This is a genomic window from Shewanella sp. WE21, from assembly GCF_002966515.1.
Classification (GTDB): Bacteria; Pseudomonadota; Gammaproteobacteria; order Enterobacterales; family Shewanellaceae; genus Shewanella; species Shewanella oncorhynchi.
The window spans coordinates 2,610,566-2,631,280 of sequence record NZ_CP023019.1; the positions used below are offsets into that span (position 1 = coordinate 2,610,566).

General features: G+C 46.7%; 13 protein-coding genes. 7 read left to right on the forward strand and 6 right to left on the reverse strand.

Going from position 1 to position 20,715, the window contains the following annotated elements:
* Positions 1 to 78 precede the first annotated feature (78 nt).
* The 3 genes from CKQ84_RS11335 (at position 79) to CKQ84_RS11345 (ending at position 6,382) form a co-directional block, all read left to right on the forward strand.
* A complete protein-coding gene (locus tag CKQ84_RS11335; RefSeq protein ID WP_105251352.1) occupies positions 79 to 1,293 on the forward strand; it encodes an efflux RND transporter periplasmic adaptor subunit in 1,215 nt (404 codons plus the stop codon).
* Positions 1,293 to 4,364: an efflux RND transporter permease subunit gene (locus CKQ84_RS11340; protein ID WP_105251353.1), complete on the forward strand. Its 3,072-nt coding sequence runs from the start codon at positions 1,293 to 1,295 to the stop codon at positions 4,362 to 4,364. Before CKQ84_RS11335 ends, CKQ84_RS11340 begins: the two co-directional genes overlap by 1 nt.
* 200 nt (positions 4,365 to 4,564) lie before the next feature.
* Positions 4,565 to 6,382, forward strand: coding sequence for a sel1 repeat family protein (locus CKQ84_RS11345; protein WP_105251354.1), 1,818 nt, complete (start codon positions 4,565 to 4,567; stop codon positions 6,380 to 6,382).
* Positions 6,383 to 6,540: 158 nt separating this feature from the next.
* On the opposite strand, the gene CKQ84_RS11350 is transcribed toward CKQ84_RS11345, so the two are convergent.
* A complete protein-coding gene (locus CKQ84_RS11350; RefSeq protein ID WP_105251355.1) occupies positions 6,541 to 9,657 on the reverse strand; it encodes a M9 family metallopeptidase in 3,117 nt (1,038 codons plus the stop codon).
* A 266-nt stretch (positions 9,658 to 9,923) separates the two neighbouring features.
* Between CKQ84_RS11350 and CKQ84_RS11355 the strand changes: the two genes are divergently transcribed.
* From CKQ84_RS11355 to CKQ84_RS11365, 3 genes are all read left to right on the forward strand, one after another.
* A complete protein-coding gene (locus tag CKQ84_RS11355; protein ID WP_011071076.1) occupies positions 9,924 to 10,682 on the forward strand; it encodes an IS5-like element ISSod6 family transposase in 759 nt (252 codons plus the stop codon).
* A gap of 265 nt (positions 10,683 to 10,947) precedes the next feature.
* The gene (locus tag CKQ84_RS11360; protein WP_105251356.1) at positions 10,948 to 11,949 is read left to right on the forward strand and encodes an NAD(P)H-quinone oxidoreductase; all 1,002 of its coding nucleotides are present in this window, start codon (positions 10,948 to 10,950) and stop codon (positions 11,947 to 11,949) included.
* Between the two features lie 490 nt (positions 11,950 to 12,439).
* Positions 12,440 to 12,844: a hypothetical protein gene (locus tag CKQ84_RS11365; protein WP_105251357.1), complete on the forward strand. Its 405-nt coding sequence runs from the start codon at positions 12,440 to 12,442 to the stop codon at positions 12,842 to 12,844.
* Between the two features lie 133 nt (positions 12,845 to 12,977).
* Here CKQ84_RS11365 and CKQ84_RS11370 read toward each other — a convergent pair whose 3' ends face one another.
* The 5 genes from CKQ84_RS11370 to cutA all read right to left on the reverse strand — a co-directional run bounded on the left by CKQ84_RS11370 (position 12,978) and on the right by cutA (position 19,636).
* Positions 12,978 to 14,012, reverse strand: a complete 1,035-nt coding sequence (locus tag CKQ84_RS11370; RefSeq protein ID WP_105251358.1) for an aldose epimerase family protein — start codon at positions 14,010 to 14,012, stop codon at positions 12,978 to 12,980.
* Between the two features lie 190 nt (positions 14,013 to 14,202).
* The gene (galK, locus tag CKQ84_RS11375; RefSeq protein ID WP_028761840.1) at positions 14,203 to 15,348 is read right to left on the reverse strand and encodes a galactokinase; all 1,146 of its coding nucleotides are present in this window, start codon (positions 15,346 to 15,348) and stop codon (positions 14,203 to 14,205) included.
* 295 nt (positions 15,349 to 15,643) lie between these two features.
* Positions 15,644 to 17,299, reverse strand: coding sequence for a cation:proton antiporter family protein (locus CKQ84_RS11380; RefSeq protein ID WP_105251359.1), 1,656 nt, complete (start codon positions 17,297 to 17,299; stop codon positions 15,644 to 15,646).
* Positions 17,300 to 17,480: 181 nt separating this feature from the next.
* Positions 17,481 to 19,316: a protein-disulfide reductase DsbD gene (locus CKQ84_RS11385; protein WP_105251360.1), complete on the reverse strand. Its 1,836-nt coding sequence runs from the start codon at positions 19,314 to 19,316 to the stop codon at positions 17,481 to 17,483.
* Positions 19,313 to 19,636 carry a divalent-cation tolerance protein CutA gene (cutA, locus tag CKQ84_RS11390; RefSeq protein ID WP_105251361.1) on the reverse strand — a complete coding sequence of 108 codons (324 nt, stop codon included), beginning with the start codon at positions 19,634 to 19,636 and terminating at the stop codon, positions 19,313 to 19,315. Before cutA ends, CKQ84_RS11385 begins: the two co-directional genes overlap by 4 nt.
* Before the next feature lie 225 nt (positions 19,637 to 19,861).
* On the opposite strand from cutA, the gene CKQ84_RS11395 reads away from it, so the two are divergent.
* Entirely contained in the window at positions 19,862 to 20,458 is a 597-nt protein-coding gene (locus CKQ84_RS11395; RefSeq protein ID WP_105251362.1) for an FxsA family protein, read from the forward strand.
* Positions 20,459 to 20,715: the final 257 nt, after the last annotated feature.

Here is a 20,715-nt window from a genome sequence, read left to right on the forward strand (position 1 = left end):
TTAGTTTTGGGTTCAATCCGGTTTGCTGTTGTCGGATAGGATGTCCGTTGAATAGTAAGAACGATAGGTTTGCATACTATGTTTACACGAACGCTGTTTACACAAAGAGTAACTGAACGAGCACGCAGTGCATGCGATATTTCATTAAAAAGCCATCCCCATCATCTCCCAAAGGCGCCCTTATTCGCGCCTTTGCCGTTTCTACTGGCGAGTGTTTTCGCTTTAGCCCCTATGGCCGTGATGTCGGCGGACAAGGTTGACATTATCCCTGTGACGGTCGAGGCCGTTAAAGAAACGTCCTTTGCCGATGTAGTGAATGAAGTCGGTAAAATCAACGCTATCGATTCAGCCACGCTGAACTTTAATGCTAGCGAAAAAATTAGCGCGATTCATTTTAGTAACGGCGACAAAGTGACTAAAGGTCAAGTGATTGCCGAGCAGGACAACATTAAAGCCAAGGCTGATTTAGACAAAGCCAAGAGCACCTTAGCACTGGCTAAAACTAAGCTGGAGCGTATCGAAGACTTACTGATTAAAGAACCCTTTGCGCTTGCTAAGCAAGATGTGGATGAGCTACGGGAAAATGTGAATCTGGCCGATGCGGATTTTCGCCAGAAACAAGCCACCATGAACGATTACCTGATCAAGGCTCCCTTCGATGGTCAGTTGACCAGCTTTAGTCAGTCTATCGGCAGTCAAATTGGTGCTGGTACGGCCTTAGTCACCCTCTATAGTTTAAATCCGGTCGAAGTGCGTTATGCCATCAGTCAGAAGGATTTAGGCAAGGCGCAAAAGGGCCAAAAGGTGAATGTGACTGTTGAGGCCTATGGTAATAAGGTATTCAAAGGGTTAGTTAACTATGTTGCTCCTGCGGTAGATGAAAGCTCAGGACGGGTTGAAGTGCATGCCGCCCTTGAAAACCCTGAGTTTAAGCTTGCTCCTGGCATGTTCGCCAACATCAAGCAGTTCTATAGTCTAGGGATTAAACGTCTATTAGTGCCGCAAAATTCGATTATTGCCAATAACGATGAACGTTTTGTCTGGCTAGTGCAGGGCGATAGCGTAGTAAAGCAAGTGGTTAAACTCGCTCAAAATACAAATGACGGTTATGCCGTCGTGACTGAAGGTTTAGCCGAAGGCGATTTAGTCGTTAAAACGGGTATGCAAAACCTCAAGTCCGATAGCAAGATCAAAGTCGTGCAGGATAGAAACACTGCAGATAAAGCGGCAACATCAAGCGCTGACAAAGGTGCTGATTCAGGCGCTACTCCAAATATTGAGGTGGCTGAATAATGCGTTTACCCGAAGTCTGTATTCGTCATCCTATCTTCGCCTCCGTACTCAGTATTATGGCTGTGTTACTGGGCTTGATTGCCTTTCAAAAACTCGATATCCAATACTTCCCTGAGCATACCACCCACTCGGCATCTGTGAATGCGTCGATTGCAGGGGCGAGCGCCGATTTTATGTCGAGTAACGTGGCCGATAAGTTGATTGCTGCGGCTTCGGGTATAGATAAAGTCGATACCATGTCGACCGACTGTAGCGAGGGGCGTTGCTCATTAACGATTAAATTCAATGATGACACCAGCGATATTGAATACACCAACTTAATGAACAAGTTGCGTAGCAGCGTCGAAGGGATTAACGATTTCCCCCAGAGCATGATAGATAAGCCCACAGTTACTGACGATACTTCGGCCACGGATTCGGCCAGTAATATCATCACCTTTGTGAACGCGGGTGGCATGGAAAAGCAGGCTATGTACGACTACATTAGCCAGCAGTTAGTACCGCAACTCAAACAAGTTCAAGGCGTTGGTGCCGTTTGGGGGCCCTATGGTGGCTCACAAAAGGCGGTCAGAGTCTGGCTCAATCCTGAACAAATGAAGGCGTTGAATATTAAAGCTGCCGATGTGGTGGGCACGTTAGGCTCCTACAATGCCAGTTTTACCTCGGGCGCGATCAAAGGTAAGTCGCGGGATTTCTCGATTAACCCTTTGAATCAAGTTGAAACGCTTGAAGACGTGAAGGATCTGGTGATTAAGGTTAGCGAGGGTAAGATCATCCGCGTGTCCGATGTCGCCGATGTGGTGATGGGCGAGGAAAGTCTGTCGCCGAGTATGTTGTCTATCGGTGGACATAGTGCAATGTCATTGCAGATTTTACCGCTGAGCAACGCTAACCCAGTGACAGTGGCTTCGAACATTAAAGCCGAAATTGCACGCATGCAAAAACATTTACCCCAAGGCTTAGAAATGAACTTGGCTTATAACCAAGCTGATTTTATTGAAGCCTCCATCGACGAAGGATTTTCTGCGTTGATTGAAGCGGTGATCTTAGTTTCGCTGATTGTGGTGTTATTTTTGGGTAGCCTGCGGGCGGCATCGATCCCCATTATTACCATTCCCGTGTGCGTGATTGGGGTGTTTGCTGTGATGTCGGCGCTCGGATTTAGTATCAATGTGTTGACTATTCTGGCGATTATTTTGGCCATTGGCCTGGTGGTGGATGATGCCATTGTGGTGGTCGAGAACTGCTATCGCCATATTGAAAACGGTGAAACGCCTTTCAATGCGGCGATTAAAGGCTGTCAGGAGATCATTTTCCCTATCATTGCGATGACGTTAACGCTCGCCGCCGTGTATCTGCCGATCGGATTAATGTCGGGCTTAACCGCCGATCTGTTTCGGCAATTTTCCTTTACCTTAGCAGCGGCCGTGATGATCTCTGGCGTGGTGGCGTTAACTTTGTCGCCTATGATGAGCGCTTATCTTATCAATACCACTGAGCAACACCCTAAATGGTTTAGCCGAGTCGAGAATGCGCTGCAGCAGTTAAATCATTTGTATATCAATGAGCTGAATAAGTGGTTTTTCCGCAAGCGCTTGATGTTTGGTGTGGCTGTGGTTTTGGTGGGTCTTGCGGGTATTGCTTACTGGCAATTACCCAAAATACTCTTGCCTGCGGAGGACTCTGGCTTTATTGATGTGGCGTCTAATGGTCCTACCGGTGTCGGTCGGCAGTATCATCTCAATCACAATGCTGAGCTTAATAGCGTGATGAATGAGCATCCCGCGGTTGGGGCTAACTTGTCCTATATCGAGGGAGAGCCAGTGAACCATGTACTACTCAAACCTTGGGGTGAGCGCAGTGAGGGTATAGATGATGTGATCAGCGACTTGATTACAACATCAAAGGAAAACGTTTCTGCCTATAACATGTCGTTTAGCATTCGCTCAGCGAATAATCTTAATATTGCCAATAATTTGCGTTTAGAGCTGACGACCTTAGATCGGAATAAGGACGAACTCAGCGAAACCGCCGCCAAAGTGCAAAAATTACTCGAGGATTATCCTGGCCTGAATAACGTGGGTAACTCAGTGCTTAGGGATCAACTACGCTACGATCTGTCTATCGATCGCAACGCCATTATCCTCTCTGGTGTGAGTTATGGTGATGTCACTAATGCACTTTCTACCTTTCTTGGCTCAGTGAAGGCGGCGGACTTACATGCTACCGATGGTTTTACTTATCCTATTCAAGTGCAAGTAAACTTAGACAAACTGAGTGATTTTAAAGTGTTGAATAAGCTGTATGTCACTTCAGAATCAGGGCAAGCACTGCCATTGTCGCAATTTGTGTCGATTAAACAGACTACGGCAGAATCTAACATTAAGACGTTTATGGGTCTTGATAGCGCTGAATTAACGGCAGATATTATGCCCGGCTATTCAACTGATGAAATCAAAACCTACTTAGATGAACAATTACCGACATTGCTTAATGATGCCCAAGGCTTTAAATACAATGGCGTGGTAAAGGATCTTATGGATTCGCAGGCGGGCACTCAGTCGCTATTCTTGCTGGCATTGGTGTTTATCTATTTGATTTTGGCTGCGCAGTTCGAAAGTTTTGTCGATCCCTTAATTATCTTACTGACAGTGCCCTTGTGTATTGTCGGTGCGTTATTGACCTTAGCCTTGTTTGGCCAGAGTGTGAATATCTATTCGCAGATTGGTTTATTAACCTTAGTGGGGCTAGTGACTAAGCACGGTATCTTGCTGGTGGAGTTTGCCAACAAGCAACAAGACCAAGGTTTGAGTGCGATTGAGGCGGCGCGAAGCAGTGCCAAATCTCGTTTAAGACCGATTCTAATGACGTCTTTAACCATGATTTTAAGTGCGATTCCTTTAGCCTTGGCATCGGGACCGGGCTCGTTAGGGTTAGCTAACATAGGTTTAGTCTTAGTCGGAGGTCTGTTAGCGGGCACTTTCTTCTCGTTATTTGTAGTGCCTGTGGCCTATGTCGCTATGGCGGAATTGAAGGCCAAGGATGTGCTTGCTAGACTGCGAAGTGCTTAAGTTGAGTTTTATGCGCTGGGGTTTATCGAGCCTAGACTGAGAGGCATGGGTTCAACTTGCCTGTAAATACGTTATGATTTAAGCCAACGGCTAAACGCGTTGGCTTAATTTTTTGTCGATAACTTAATGATCTTTGTTGTATTTAAGCGAGTGTTTAAGTGCGAGTGGATTTGCCTCATCAGCGACGGAGAGCTGGCATTATGAGTTTGTTACATTGCTTTCATAGGGCTTTTTTATATTTGGTTTGCTCGGCTGGATTGATGTTTGCCTCTCCCGTCATGGCCTCTTTTTGGGATTCCTTATTTCGTAGTGAGTTGCCCGTCGATCAAGTGACTGCACCTGTAGACAGTCCGCGTTTCGAGTTCGTTGGTGTATTACCTGCTAATACGCAATTAGAACTTGTCGGTTATTACGTCTCATCTGTTTGTACTCGAAAGGAAATCCGTTTTCCCAGTGGTGATATTGCTAATCCCTACCGCGCGACATTCGAAGAAACCTCAGTGCTGCGGCAAGTGATTAGCAGTGGTAGCAAAGCGAGTGAGTTTTCGCTGCCCTTAGCTTTAAATGGTGGCGGCGATTGTCAGTGGCGGCTTGAGGATTTAATGCTCGATGTGACAATACTGCCGAACCATCCGTTGTGGCAAAGGGCTAAAGCACTTAAACAACAATACCTTGCTAAGTTGCAGCGCACTTCTGTTGTGGATGCGGCACAAGTTGCTAGCCAAACGACGTTGCCGACTCAAGTGTCACCCCACGATGATTTTTATTTAAGTCATGAACTTAATATCGATCCTATTCATGCGGGTAGCGAGGCGGATAATTCGTTGCTTGCGACTACGCCTTTATCTTTAGCGCCAGTTTACTATCCAGTATTTATTCATTCTCCTAAGGAAGACAAACCCTTCGAGGCTAGGCTGAAAAGCAGTTTGCAGCAAATTTCTAGCCTATGGGCTAGTCCTTATACTCAAGCGATTCGCCGCGGTGATGAGGCTGTGATGCGGGTGAATTTTAATCCACAGATTGCCGAACAGTATGAGGTCAATGTTTGGTATCAGCCTGATACGGTTGAAGTGAATTATCCCGATGGTACTCAATATACTTATGCTAACGGTGATGTGGAATTGTATGCCTATGGTAAACCTGAATCACAAATCAATACCTTAGCTCAGAGTTCAAAGGCTGCTGATAAACGATTGTTAGCACGTATCTATGAGCTTGGGCACGCCTTACCCAAGGATAAAATTAAGGCACAGAAATATTACCGTGAAGCCGCTGAAGCTGGCGATATTGAGGCGCTGCATTGGCTGCGAGATCAAGCGGGTTACGCGGGGCGTGCCGATGAAAAGATCTATTGGCTGGAACGCGCCGCGAGCTTTGGCGATAACGCGGCAAAGCTTGAGTTAATCCGTTTACCTTTATCAGTTATCGAGCGTGGCCTCGTTAATACGGGTGAAGATAAGGTCAGAGAAACGCAAGCGTGGCAGCAGTTAAATCAATTAGTTGACCAAGGAATGCCAGAGGCAAGCAGCCTTATGGCTTTCTATCAACTGTTACCTTATTCACCGTATTTTGATGCTAACGCCGCACTGGAAAATTATCGCCTGAGTGTGAAGGCTAAGCCTGAACTGGCCCATGCGGCGGCGAGCGATTACTACTATTTGGCGGATAATTTTGCTGCGGGTAAGGAATTTTGGCAGATTGCCGCCGAGCGAGATCTTTACGCCGCCGCTGAATTTGCCAATATCCTGTTATCGGAAACCCATCGGGATGCGATTAACGCGCGCTACTGGTTAGCAAGAGTGACGAAGCTGGGTGCCAAACAAGGCTTGCAGGCGGATATTTTAGGCAATGCTTACTTCCAGTTCGCAACCCTGTTAGATAAAGGTGAGGGTGGACCGGCCGATGCTAAAGCAGCGTTAACGCTTTATCAGCAGAGCATTGAAATGGCAGAGCGGTTTTCAAACGACTATACAGCAAGGGCCAAGGAGAGAGTGAAAGTGCTCGAAGGGGGGCGCTAATAACGTATTGCCGCTAAAGACTCTATGACGTCAGTGTCGCTTATTCAGTTTATCTTCAATAAAAATCCCTGCCGAAGCAGGGATTTTGCTATTTATTCAAATGCTTGATTTATGCGTAATGGCTAAAACTGCTTACTTAAGCGATGTGAGTCATCAAACTAGCGTAAATCAACCTGCAGTGCGACTCCCGCACTCTGGGGCTCACTTTGCACTGTGATGTAATACCACCCCACGTTTGGTGTATTGACTGTGATGCTTTCCCGCGTGTTGGCGGGTGTCGCAGAGGCTGCATCGAAGTGTTGAGCATTCGCCCAAGTCGTCCCTGAAAACAGGCTAACATCACCACTGCCGTGGGCGGAGTTGATGCTTAGCTGATTAGTTCCCTCTGGTACCCAAAGGTAATAATCGTTGCGCCCATCGGCGGTGCAAATGGCTTTGCCAGCACTGAGCTCACCATAACTTAAGGGTGATTGCGTCGCGCAGGCGTTGGCAATGAGCACTGGCTCGGGTGTGTTACTCGTGCCTGTGCTTAAGGTCAGTGTTACGCCGCTAAACTCAGTGGCAGTATCAATCGTGATATAACGCCAGCCACGATTGGCGCTGAAGCTAAGCGATTCTTGATTTCCTGCTTGAGCGCTCTTTGCATCGGCATTATCTGCGTCGGCCCACTGACTGGCATTGAAGTAAATATTGGCATCCCCAGAGCCGCCCTTAGTGGTGACAGTGAACTGGGTATTATCTTCCTCAACCCAGAAGTAGAAGCTGTTACGCCCGCCACTGATGCACTCATTTTTGCCTAGGGTGAGCTTACCGTAATCTAAGGTCACTGCGCCGCAATTGGCTGGTGGCTCAGGATCCACGCCGCCATCCCCCAGATCGGGGTCGATATCAGCAAATAGCTCAGTGGTGCTGACTTGCATATCGACACCGCCAAAGTCCCCCGATAAGGTAATGTAGTGCCAATACTCGTTAGGGTTTAACTGCACCTTAATCACTTGATAATTACCATTACCGATACCAGCCCCTTGGTTTTGCTCAGGGCTTGCCCAGCCTCTAGAATCGAAATAAATGTCGGCATCTCCCCAACCACCGCCAATCTTGATCCAAAGCTCTTGGGCTGTGCGATCGGTATTGGAGAAGCTGAAACTGGCGCGGCCGAGTTTTGAATCGATACATTCCATCGGCACATCGATTTTCAGGCTGGCCGATTCAGTGTAACGGTAGGCTTCATTAGTCACTTGGCAAGGTGAGTAATCCTTACTGATAGTGCCTGCTGGTCCTATCCAGTTGCCTTCGCGGCCACTAGGCTCAGCGTCGACATCACTCGGGCCCTTATCGACTATGCCATCGTCAGCCGTGCTTAAACCACTGGCGAGCCAACCCTGCCATTCGTTATCGTAACGTGTGCCGATATTATCCATAAAGGCTTGATATTCTGCATATTGATCGTTGCGTAGGTAGGCTAGAATCTGTCTCACATCGTCCCTGTGGTGTTCAAACATGAAACGCACCGCTAGATAACCCCAGCGATAGATGCGGTCTTGGCCAGATTCATAGTTGTTTTTGAAGATGGTCGATAACATATACTCACCTGTTTCGCCCATGGCAATTGCCGCAGGGTTTGCGTCACGGTAAGAGATGTATTCCGCGAGGCCTTCAATCCACCAAATGGTATTGGCCGAAGTGCCACGACTAAAGTCACCAAACAGGTTATAGCGTCCATCGAGGTAGTGTACGTATTCGTGTTGCAGGTTCCAGACGTGGAAATCCGGCGTGCGCCATTCGGCTTCATAGGCGATAAAACGTGCCTGATTTTTGAGTCCAGCGGGCGAACCTTCTAAATACATGCCGCCATTGTCGGTACTGATACCAAAGATACTATTGGCTAAGGATTTATACTCAGACGAACTGCCGAAGATCACTAGCTCTAAGTCATCGTTGTTATCCTGCCCCACGGGTTGCATGCCCGTTTCGAGTTTACTGTGGAAATAACTTTCTTGGCTGGTCAGCACATCACAGGCCCATTTGGCTTGATCTTGATAGAGATCTTGGGCGCGGATCTTAAGGCTGTCGGAGCATTTCCAGTTGAAAGGTAAGGCATCGGCCTCTAACTGCGCCTTAAAACCACAGATATTGTAATCATTACAATGGCTGCGATCGTAATAGTCGGCCATTTCTGCCGCCGCGTACCAAAGCACTTTGCTCGGTTCGGTTTTGCTGGTGCTGCTGAGGATGTTTTTGACCTGCTGGGTCACTCGCGGGCGCATGGCATCAATGTAATACAGCCTAGATAACTCTTTAACTGAGTTGACCAAAAGGTACTCTGCATTGGTGCCTAACAAGTCGCGATGTTCGAGTTGGAAGTTATTCAGCGCATCTAAAATGCTTTGGTCACGCGCGAACAGCGCCTGCATGTCATCATTCCATTGGGCTCGGAATAAGGTGGTAAACACTGAGTTGGCTGCGGCGTTCATGGCGAAGCTGGCTTGCCAATTAGCATCATAGTCCGTAAGCACTTTGATAGTGACATGATTGAAATCGGCTCCGAGCTCGGCTGAGTCAATCAGGATTAAGGCTTCTTTCAACACGCCAGCATTAGCATCGGAGACTGTCCAAATCGCAGCGTTCGCAAATAAAGCGTTGAGGGCTGATTTTAAGCTGGCCTTAGCGGCGCTGCTGTAAGCGGGCACATCATTTGGGCTGTAAAACTGCACATAGAGGGCGGCGCGGACAAAGTAAATATGGGACTCCAGATGCTGAACATCGACCCCAGTGTAGTCTTTGGCTTTAGCGGCAATGGCATTAGCCACACTGATCACATTGGCCTCGCTAAATAGCGCGGTCGCGCTACTGCCTTTGAGGCTATAGAGCTTACCGACGCATTCGGGTGTCGATTGGCTCAGTTCATTGACTAGTGCCTGACCTGATTTCCCAACAAAGTCACTGCAGTCGCTGACTTGCATCGCGGCGCTACGATTCTGCAACTTAAGTGGGGGTTGCTCCGAGACCTCTATCTGACGTTTTTGGCGTGAATGAATCTTAGGCTGCTCTGTCATCGTCGGATCATTGGGGGATGCCATCAATTGCGTCTCCCGCAGTAGCGGTCTATGTGATTCAATTAAGCTAATCGGTGCAGAGGGCGGTGGCGGGACGGGTTGAGCTGGTGAACTGTTTGGTGTGTTGTTGCCTAATGGGGGGCTTGCATGAGTGTTATGGGCAAGAACGGGAGTTGCAATCGCTAAGCTAATTGCTGCGAAGAGTAGTGTGTTTTTCATTGTGTATCCGTAGTTATCTAGTCTGCAAAGCAGATCTTCCTTGGGCGTTATTTGATGCATTTAACACAGACTTGCATCAAACCTCATTGGATTATTTGCGTGATAACAATAGCGCGACAAACATCGCAGTCAGCAAATAATGCCTCAGAATAATGGCTGTAAGTTTTTAATATATCTAGGGTCTGTTGATCTTTCGAGAGTGATTTTTAGACAGCATGGCAAGACGTTATAATTTGCTTCGCCAAAAGTAACCATAACCTCAAGCCATGCCAAGACTTATGCTAACCGATGCACGCTGGGAAAAGCTATTTCATTTAATGAAAAGCACAGGCCGTGTTTATGACAAACCTGAACATAGACAAACATTCGAAGGTATTCTTTACCGCCTTAGAACAGGTATCCCTTGGCGAGATTTACCTAAAGAGTTCGGTCATTGGAGCACGGTCTTTAGACGGTTTCATTTATGGTCTAAGAAAGGCGTTCTAGCACATTTATTCAAGGCCTTAGCCAACCTTGCTGATATAGAATGGGTCTTTATTGATGGCTCGATAGTGCGGGCTCACCAGCACAGTGCAGGTGCAGCGACGCTAAGTAATGAGAGTATTGGTAAAAGTCGAGGCGGTAATTCAACCAAAATTCACTTAGCCGTCGACAGCGGAGGATTACCGATTTATTTCGAATTATCAGAAGGCCAAAAACACGATATTACACACGCCCCCAGCTTAATTGAGCACCTGAAGCAGGTTGATACCGTCATTGCAGATAAAGGTTATGACAGCGATGCTTTTCGTGAACTTATCGCAAATAAAGGCGGGAAATCTGTTATTCCAAGGCGCCGCTATAAGAATACACCTCAAGAAAGAGTCGATTGGTGCTTATATCGGTATCGACATTTAGTGGAGAATGCTTTTGGAAGAATTAAGCACTATCGAGCAATATCAACAAGATATGACAAGCTAGCAAGAAATTACGCCAGTATGGTGTCACTGGCGTTTATGTTAATGTGGCTGCCGATGTATTGCTGAACAACATTTGTACAGCAAAGATCAACAGACCCTAGTATTTGTCATAATATTTTTTTGATACATCTTTTCTGTTCAGCTTAGGTTCAGCTTTCAGTTCAAATGGTTAACGTCAGCCGCTTGATTGAGTGTGATGGAATATAGAATGGAATAACTGTGGCTATTTGGCTTGAAATTGCGCTAGCTTAGCCGCATTAAGGTTTAGCAAATGAACCGTTTAAGTATAGCAATCTGCTATTAGGTTGGTGCCATTCTCACAGGAGCTTTTATGTCAGCTTTACCAAGCGAGTACACTCATATTCATGTTGAGCAACCTGGGGCGCCCGAGGTGATGCGGCTATCGCGCTCGCCTTTGCCTGTCCCTGCGGCGGGGCAAGTGTTGATCCGCGTACATGCAGCAGGAGTGAATGGCCCCGATGTTAAACAAAGGGTGGGCGCGTATCCACCGCCACCGGGTGCATCACCGATTATTGGTCTTGAGGTTGCTGGGGATATTTGTGTCCTCGGTGACGGCGTGAGCCAATGGCAAGTTGGCGATAAGGTATGCGCCTTAGTGCCGGGCGGTGGTTATGGCGAGTATGTGCTCACCTATGCGGCCCATTGTTTGCCGATCCCGACGGGCTTTAGTTATGTGCAGGCAGCTGCGCTGCCAGAAACCTTCTTCACCGTATGGGGCAACCTGTTTATGCGTGCGGGACTCAAAGCGGGCGAGACGGTACTGATCCACGGTGGCTCAGGTGGCATTGGTAGTACGGCTATTCAGTTGGCCAGTGCGCTGGGTTCAAAAGTGATAGCGACGACGGGACAGGATGAGAAGCGCGATTATTGCTTGAGCCTTGGCGCCGCTGAAGTCATCAACTATCGTACTCAAAACTTTGTTGAACCTGTGATGGCACTCACTCAAGATAAGGGCGTAAACGTGGTATTTGATATTGCGGGTGGTGATTTTATCAATCTCGACTTACAAGCCTTAGCGATGGACGGGCGTATGGTGTCGGTAGCTATGCAACGGGGGCCTAAGGCCGAGGTTGAGATTTTCCGCCTGATGGCAAAACGTATCATGTGGACAGGGTCGACCCTAAGACCGCAGAGCGTGGAGGCCAAAGCCGCCATTGCCGTTGAATTATTGGAGAAAGTTTGGCCGTTGTTAAACGCCCATAAAATTGTCCCCAATATTTTTGCAACCTTTCCATTAGCACAGGCTGCTAAAGCCCATGCTTTGATGGAGTCGGGTGAGCACAGGGGCAAAGTAATACTGACTGTCATTTGAGCTAGGCATACTTGGTTTTGCAGCGACATATTTGCTTTAAGTCGCTGCCATTCGAGTCAATCTAGAAGACATTCTGACATCATAGTGGCTTAGTCATTGTTCGGTAAATATGAGTTTGTAGCGCTGTAATTAAATCTTCATGGATAACCTTGATGGTTAACTTTACAGCAACCTCGAATTGTTAACGTTGATGACTCATCAAACACCATAGATATGATTGCTTTTTCTTGGGAATAAAACTTGCCGCGTCGATTTTTTAGACTAAAGTCGTTAATGATTAAACTTTTTGGGTACTTTGGCAGAAATTAATACGTAATTAGTGAAAATTTCATGGTATGAGGCATTGATTATCGGAAATATTCTGTAAAAATACCCAGTTGAAAACGTCAGAGACTTTCAGGCGCTATTCGTGGATCAAAGCAAGCGATGCTTCGCTTATTCAGGCTAAAAAACTCATGGTGTATGTGTTGATTTAAGGGTATTAGCATATATGTATAACACAGCAAAGAAACAGGTTTGGTATGGTGAGCTGAGAACATCGAAAGGCAACGCGATTGTCGTCCATGACAACCAGCTGCCCGATGCCTCCCCAGGACGTATCTACCTATACAATACCGATCGCGATGCGATCATTGAGTATGTGGAAGATATAGTCAAAGTGAACCTATACGACTTAGATGAGGCTGCGTTAAAAGCTGCTGAGGCTAAGTTTGGTGGTGCATGGAAGGCGGCAAGATCTCAATTTATGAGTAAACATCAAGCTCGCATTGACTTGAACAACGTGAAGGAAACTGCGCCTGTACGTAAGGCGAAGCCTGAAGTTGAACCAGAAGTCGAATCTGATGCCGTTGGCGTGGATTTTGACGATGATTGGGGCGATGATTTTGATGATTAACACAGTGTCGGCCTAAGGGCTAACACTGTGAGTGTAAGGAATAAAGTAGTGTTTATTTTATTCCTTATCGCTTTATTTATTCCCTTCTGCTAAACCGCGCTTTCCTCGTTTTCTCAATTTTTATTGCGAATGGCTACGCATCGGCATCGAACTGATAACGACTGATGTGGTGATAAACCTTGCCTGGCATTAACCAAACGTCATCACCAAAGCGCTCGCCTTGGTTCGGTGAGTCTGGCAGCATCTGCGGCTCTAAACACACTGCATGATGTTGATTTAATACCTGTTGATTGCGACCTACTGTGCCATTTAAAAAATTAGCACAGTACAGCTGCACACTCGGTTGATTAGTATAAACCGTCATAGCACGACCGCTAATGGGGCTGCTTAAACAGCCAAAACGGGCGAGTGAGCCATCGGGGTTATTCATCATATAACAGTGATCATAACCGCGAGTGCTTGTGAGTTCAGCGGCATGCAGCTTGTCACCTAAGCGTATTGGTTGACTTAAATCGAAAATCGACCCTGTCGTCTGGGCAATACCTGTGGGAACACTGACATCGTTCATCGTCAGATAGCGCTTGGCATCGATTTGCATCAGATGCTCGTGATTGGTCTCTGAGCCATCGAGGTTGAAATAACTGTGCTGGGTGAGGCTTACGGGACAGGCTTTATCGACCGAGGCTAAGATTTCTACGTACAAATTATTGCCTGCGAGACGGTAATCCAGCTGAACTGTGCAATTACCGGGGAAGCCCATGTCGCCATCTGGGCTCATTAAGGTCAAACGCACACCATCGGGGAGTTGACCTAGTTGCCAGTTTTTACGATTAAACCCTTCACGGCCGCCGTGTAAACAGTTAGTCGCTTGGTTTACATCTAATTGATAATCATGACCTTGATAGTGCATTTTGCCGTTAGCGATGCGATTTGCAAAGCGGCCTGCAATGGCACCTAAATGAGCCGATTGGGTCAAGTAATCTTCGGCGCTATCACAACCTAAAACGATATTGGCACGTTCGCCGTGTTTATCAGGGGTCCACAGAGCGCGGATAATACCGCCTAAGCTGATGACTTCTAATGCGAGTATGCCATTGTCGATCCGAACCCGTTCGATTTCACCGCCGCGGGGATCGGTCCAAGGATCCAAAACACTGAAACGTACCATTTAGCTTCCCTCTGTGTTGAATATGCTCACTGCTTATTGTGTTAAATGAGTATGTTAACCCTATTATTTGCCATCAACAGCATAAAGTTCAGTGATGAATTCGTATGCTATCGACGGCGTAGTCACTTTATTAGGTTGTTTTTGATTTTAGTGCGGCTAAGTGCTTGTTCTAGCAAATTGCCTGTTCTGGCTAGTTATCGATGCGACCCGCGCCAGCGCTGGCGGAACATAAATACACTGTGGCATCAATGGCGGTTTTTTCGAAGAATTCATGTTCAACGGCAGCAACAACAGCGTCAGTCAGTTCATGGTCGACCAAGGCGACCACGCAGCCGTCGGTCATGCGGATGCCACCACGTTCGCCGATCACTTGGCTGACAATTTCAACTAAAGTATCAAATTCGGGCAGTGTGACTTCAAAATCATCACGCAGTGAAGCATGGGATTCAGCCATTAAACGACTGAATTTTTGGATGTTATTTTGCTCTAAGGCGCGAGCAGCATTTTGAGTTCTTTGGTTCTCAGTGACGACGTGTTTCGCCCGGCGGTATAGCACTTCATCTAAATCGGCCTTTGCACTTTCTAGTTGGCGTAAATCGAGGTGACGTAGTGCATCTAAGCCAAAGTACTCTGCCGCTTGTGCACACTCAGTGCGACGTTGTTCGTTGGTCGCGGCTAAGCGTTGTTTCTCGATATGGGCATCTATGATGATAAGGCTTAGGTTTTCTGGAATGGGAATGGCTTCGCTATCGAGATCTAAGCAGTCAATCAGGAGTGCATGGTCTTGTTCACCCATGGCGCTGCACATTTGATCCATGATGCCACAGGCCGACTCAACATACCTGTGTTCGCCGCGCTGTGCGAGTTGCGCCACCGCCATTGGGGATAAATGCAGTTGGCTGGTATCACTAATGGCTGTACCGAAGGCGACAACGAGTGCACCCGAAGATGAAAGACCTGCGGCAAGTGGCACATCGCCCACAATGGCTAAGTCTAAACCCTTGGCTAATAAACCTGTTTGCGCCATAGCCGCAGTAAAACCTTTGAGGTAATTCACCCAGCCATCTTGCGGGTCCATGTCGTTTTCTTGGCCGAAAACCCACTCTTTAATTTGTCCGGGAAACGCATCGGCGACGGCTCGAAACTTAGTATCGTCACGGCGTTTTACCGCAATCACTGTATGAAAATTAATGGCTGCCGGGAGTACAAAACCGTCGTTGTAATCCGTGTATTCACCGATCAGATTGACTCGCCCCGGGGCTTGATATAAATCGTCGGCTTTAGTGCCAAAGGTTTGGACAAATAACTTCGTGGCGCGTTGCGCAGGGTTTGACATGCTGTAAAAAATTCCAAAAAAGCTGAGCTAATTTCGTTACCGTCATCGATTTATATCACGACTGAGTCAGTGATGTAACTGAGATTTTTTGCTGAAATGGCGATAGGCTGCAATGAGTAAATCGATACTGGGATGAGGAGGCAAAATAGCGTATTGAGTGTTTTATCTAGTTAATTGATTTGTAAAGATTAGTCAGCATTTAGTTGGATGCCGCACAAACTGGCAGAGGATGTTACTGCTCGTTTGTGCGACCTGTTATGGCGTGATTTTAATTTAATGCAGCATTAGCAGGTACTTAACTGTGCGGCTCTGCATTAAGTTTAGGATCAGGCACTTGTACAGTATCTTCCGCTGGAACTGTGTTTTTCTCCGAGTTTTGCAATAGCTCGTAAATAACATGATCCACAAAACCGGCACCCGCGGCTTCGTACAAGTTGTACACACTGTGTACACCCGATTCTCGAAGCGCCGCAGCATCGTCACTGTACTGCACAATTGCACTGATTTTGCCTTGATAATTCAGTTTTTTGAGTTGCTCAACTGCAAACATATTTCCCGCGTGGTGCGGCATGGCTAGCAGTACCAGTTCAAGATTAGGTGCTCTGTCGAGTTTCTCCCAAAAGTCGGTATCTGAGGCGTCACCTTGCACTACATTGCGACCCTTTGTTTTATGTAAGTCGACTAAGTCTTGCTTGTGTTCAATACCGAGAATTTCCCCATCAAATTGTTCCCTGAGTTCATCATAGGCACCGCTACCAATACGGCCCATGCCTAAGATTAAAAAGCGTGGATTGCCAATGGCTATAGGTCTGTCTTCTGGGTGTAACGGGCGTTTTTCGAGCTTGATTAAACGCTGCTGGAATCGCTGGTAGATATTACCGACGGTGGCGTTAAGTGGCGCGGCAAGTAAAAAACTGAAGCTTAATGCCACGGCGATGATCACTAGCCACTCGGGAGGTAACCAACCTTTATAGGTGGCTACTGCGGCGACGATTAAACCGAATTCACTGAAGTTACCTAGGTTAAACGAGCCCAACATAGAGGTACGTGAACGCAGTTTAAAGCGAGTCAGAATGTAGACAAACAACAGGATTTTAAGTGGCACTAACAGCACTAATAGCGCTGCGAGTACGATATCCGATACCGTAGGTAAGCCGTTGAGCCCTATGGTTAAGAAGAAGGCAACGAGGAAGAGTTCTTTAAAATAGAACAGGGATTTTGCCAGCTCGGAGGACTTTTTGTGGCCCGCCAACAAGATACCGATAATCAGTGCGCCGAGATCGGGTTTTAAACCAACAGATTCAAATAACCAAGCGCCAACTACGAGTGCCATAACTAGGCCGAAGAGCACTAAGAGTTCACCGTGGCCGACACGGTCGAACGCTTTATAGATGAGCGGTTTAGCAAGTGGCAGTAAGAGTAATGCAAAGGCCCATACCGAAGGTACATCGCCTTTAGAAATGGTTAAAAACAGTACGGCGAAGATATCCTGCATAATCAAGATACCAATAGCGACCCGGCCGTAGAGGGATTGCACGTCGCCTTTATCTTCTAACACTTTGACCGCAAATACGGTGCTGGAGAAGCTTAACGCGAAGGCAATTAACGTCAGTTGTTCTAGGTTCAGACTCGTGAGTTGGCTTAAGCCCAGTAAGCCGAAGAGTTTCAGAATCGGCACAAAAATCACGATCGAGAGTACTAAGTGCACACTCGAACCCGCCCATACTTCGGCCTTGAACAGGCTACGAATATCGAGTTTTAACCCTATGGCGAATAACAGTAAAGTGACGCCTAGGCTGGCGAGTTCTTGCAGTAATGGCAGGCTTTCTTTATCTATTCCTAAGATGAACAGTACAAAGCCTGCCACTAAGTAGCCGATGAGCGGAGGGAGTCCTATACGGCTGACGAGCATGCCGCAGATGAGTGTAATAATGAGGATGCCTGGTTCCATGATGCTCCAATCTAAAAAGTCTAAAATTGTAAGTGATTGTATAAGAAATCTATGACACTTGGATAAAAAAGCGGACTTTTAATGAAAAAAGTCCGCTTTTTATTGGTGTTGCGGTAAATACACTTGGCTGTTAAAACACGCGCGAACTAAATCACTCTGGTGGTCTAAGCCTAAATCGTCACTATTTCACGAGATGATCTAAATGGGTTGCAAAATCTTTGGGGCCCATAAAACCAGTCACGCGTAAATCTTCCCTTTGCTCACCTTGTTCGTTAAACATCAACAGTGTAGGCAAACCAAGCACATTGTATTTTTCGAGTAAGGCCACATCGACCTTGTCACTCTTAGTCACATCCGCTTGTAGCAGCACGATTTTATTCATGCGGGCTAACACGTCGGCATCCTTAAAGGTAATGGCCTCAAACTCTTTACAGGCAACACACCAATCGGCGTACAGATCGAGCATCACAGGCTTACCTTGGGCGGTAGCGGCTGCAATTTCTTGCTCAAGATCTTCAATGGATTTAATACGTTTAAAGCCATGGGCTTCTTGGGTCGTCGCCGCAGTGCCTACGGAATTGTTATTAAAACCAAAGTGTCCCATCACAGCTTGGAATCCGTAGGAGAAGCTCGCCAGTAGCGCCAGCGTTAATAGCACTGAACGTACAGTTTGTTTCCAGTTAAATTCACTGAGTTTGTTCTGATGCATCAAGTAGCCGGTGAAGCTTACGCCCCACAGTGACCAAAGCACATCGGATACTACGCCTGTCCAAATACGGCCAAGCATCACGATAGATACAGCGATCAGCAGGAATCCGAAGATAGTCTTGATAATGTCCATCCAAGCGCCGGCTCTCGGTAATAATTTACCGCCTGAGGTGCCGATAATCAGTAGAGGTAATCCCATACCCATGCTGAGTACATACAGGGCTAAGAAACCTTGGAGTAGGTCGCCGGTTTGGGCCACATAAACGAGTGCACCCGACAGCGGCGCGGTAGTACAAGGTGATGCGACAAGGCCAGAAATCACGCCCATTAAGAACACGCCAACTAAGTTGCCGCCTTTTTGATTATTCGAGACTGAGTTCATCTTCTCCTGCCAGCTCGATGGCAGTTTCAAATCGTATAGGCCAAACATAGATAAGCTGAGCACAAAGAACAAAATCGCGAGTACGACTAATACGGCAGGATGTTGTAATGCCGCTTGGTATTTTAGTCCCGCCGATGCGACCACTAACCCTAAGATAGAGTAAGTGATTGCCATGCCTTGGACGTAAGCCATGGACAAGGTAAAGGCTTTTGCGGTTGAGAGCTTTTGCCCTTGGCCGACAATAATACCCGACAAAATCGGATACATAGGGAATACGCAGGGCGTTAATGCCAGACCGACACCTAGACCAAAGAAAATCACTAAAGTCCAAATTAAGCTGTCATTCGACAGCATTTGGCTCAGGGTATCTTGCTGAGTAATGGGTTGCGTATTGGCTTTATCGGCAGTGCTTGGCTCAGTGCTGGTTTGCTCAGTCGTTGTGGTTGATTCGGCGCCTGCAATTAAGCTATCGTTGGCTGCTATCGCCTTTAAAACGACTTCATGTTTGGTCGGTGGATAACACAATTTACCTTCGGCACAACCCATAAAGGTCACTGTGAGCGTGGCATTTTCATCGGCCTGTTTTAAACCAACGGGAATATCGACATAGGTATAATAGACTTCTTGCTTACCAAAATATTCATCTTCATGGGGCTTTCCCTTTGGTAGAGCGACCGTGCCTAACTCGGCACCATTGACGCTAAATTTAAGCTTGTCGCGGTACATATAGTAACCGTCGGCAATCACCCAATTGAGTTTGACCTGATTACCTTCTTGCTTGGAATCGAAGGCAAATGCTTGATCGACAGGCATCAATTCAGGCTCACCCTTCATGAAGTCGAATTTGTTACCGAAAACCCCTTCACTATGAGCTAAGGGTGCAATAAGCAATAAAGAAGTGAAAATAAGGCTGAGTAGTTTTTTCATGGCTGAGTGTTGTCTTTTATCCAATCTAAGTAGGCTGGTAGCCCGTGGGTCACAGGCACGGCAATAATTTCGGGTACTTGATAAGGGTGAAGCCTAAGCACAAGTTGTTCTAACTCTGTATATCGACTTTGTAAACATTTAATCTGTAAGCTAAATTCTTTCTCTTCACAGATTTTTCCTTCCCAAGCATAAATTGAACGTATCGGGGCGGAAATCTGAACACAAGCGGCAATACGCGACTCAATTAAAGCTCGAGCCAAAGTATTGGCTTGTACTTCATCGGGGCAGGTAGTGCTAACCACTAAATACTGATGCTGCATAGTGTTAGGTATCGTCTCTTAAGAATCTTAAAGTTCGCTTAAGCCAACTTCGTTAGGCTACTTTACGTGTTTTAATGGTCTCATACATTAGCGGGTTAACAAAAGGGTGAGCTAAATATCAGTGTTTTGCTCCCTTACTTCGTCCTAATGGTTATCCTGACTTGAATTAAGACCGGATAACCCCCATTTAGTTTACAGAGATAGTCAGATAAACCTGAGGTCGGTATGTTTTTCATTATTTTTTTACTCTTTGTGCTGATCCCAGTAATAGAGCTGTCGGTGCTGATCCGTGTGGGTGAAGTGCTTGGCACTTGGACTACCATAGGTTTAGTGCTCTTTACCGCCGTGCTCGGGGTCTCTCTGGTTCGCAGCCAAGGCTTAAACACCTTAATGCAAGTACAACAAAAACTCGCCCGCGGTGAAGCACCGGGGCAAGAAATTGTTGAAGGCATGATGTTAGCTATGGCGGGCATCTTGCTCGTGATTCCCGGTTTTGTGACAGATGCCATTGGCCTATTATTCTTGACGCCATTAACCCGTCGCCCCATTGCTGCTTTGTTGTTCAAACGCATGCAGTTACGGGTTGTTGCCGGTTTACAGGGAACAATGCACGGTGGCTTTCAAGCAGGCCAAGGCCCTTTTGGGCCTAAGCCACAGGACCCATTTGGCCAAGCGCCATTTGATGATAGTGTGAAAAAGGACGGTAATGTGTTTGAGGGAGACTTTGAACATAAAGTCGATCCAAGTGATATCAAACCCGCTAGCCATCAACTCTCTGATAAAGCGCAGGACAAAGAACAGGATAAAGATCCTAAGCCTTAGTTTTAGTATTAGTATTAGTATTAGTATTAGTATTAGTCTCGTATTGTCTCAGTCGCTTATTGCGTTAGTTTGTTATTGGATTAACTCAGTTGATTATCGCGTTTATTCGCTTGAGTTTTCTCCCTAATATGCCTTAGATACCAGTGGCCCACTGAATCAATCTGACCTGTGCCGCTGGTTCACCTCCACCGTAATAGCCATTTCACTCTTAAAAAACTCCAATACTAATAACCCGCCCACTCAGATATAAGAGTTAA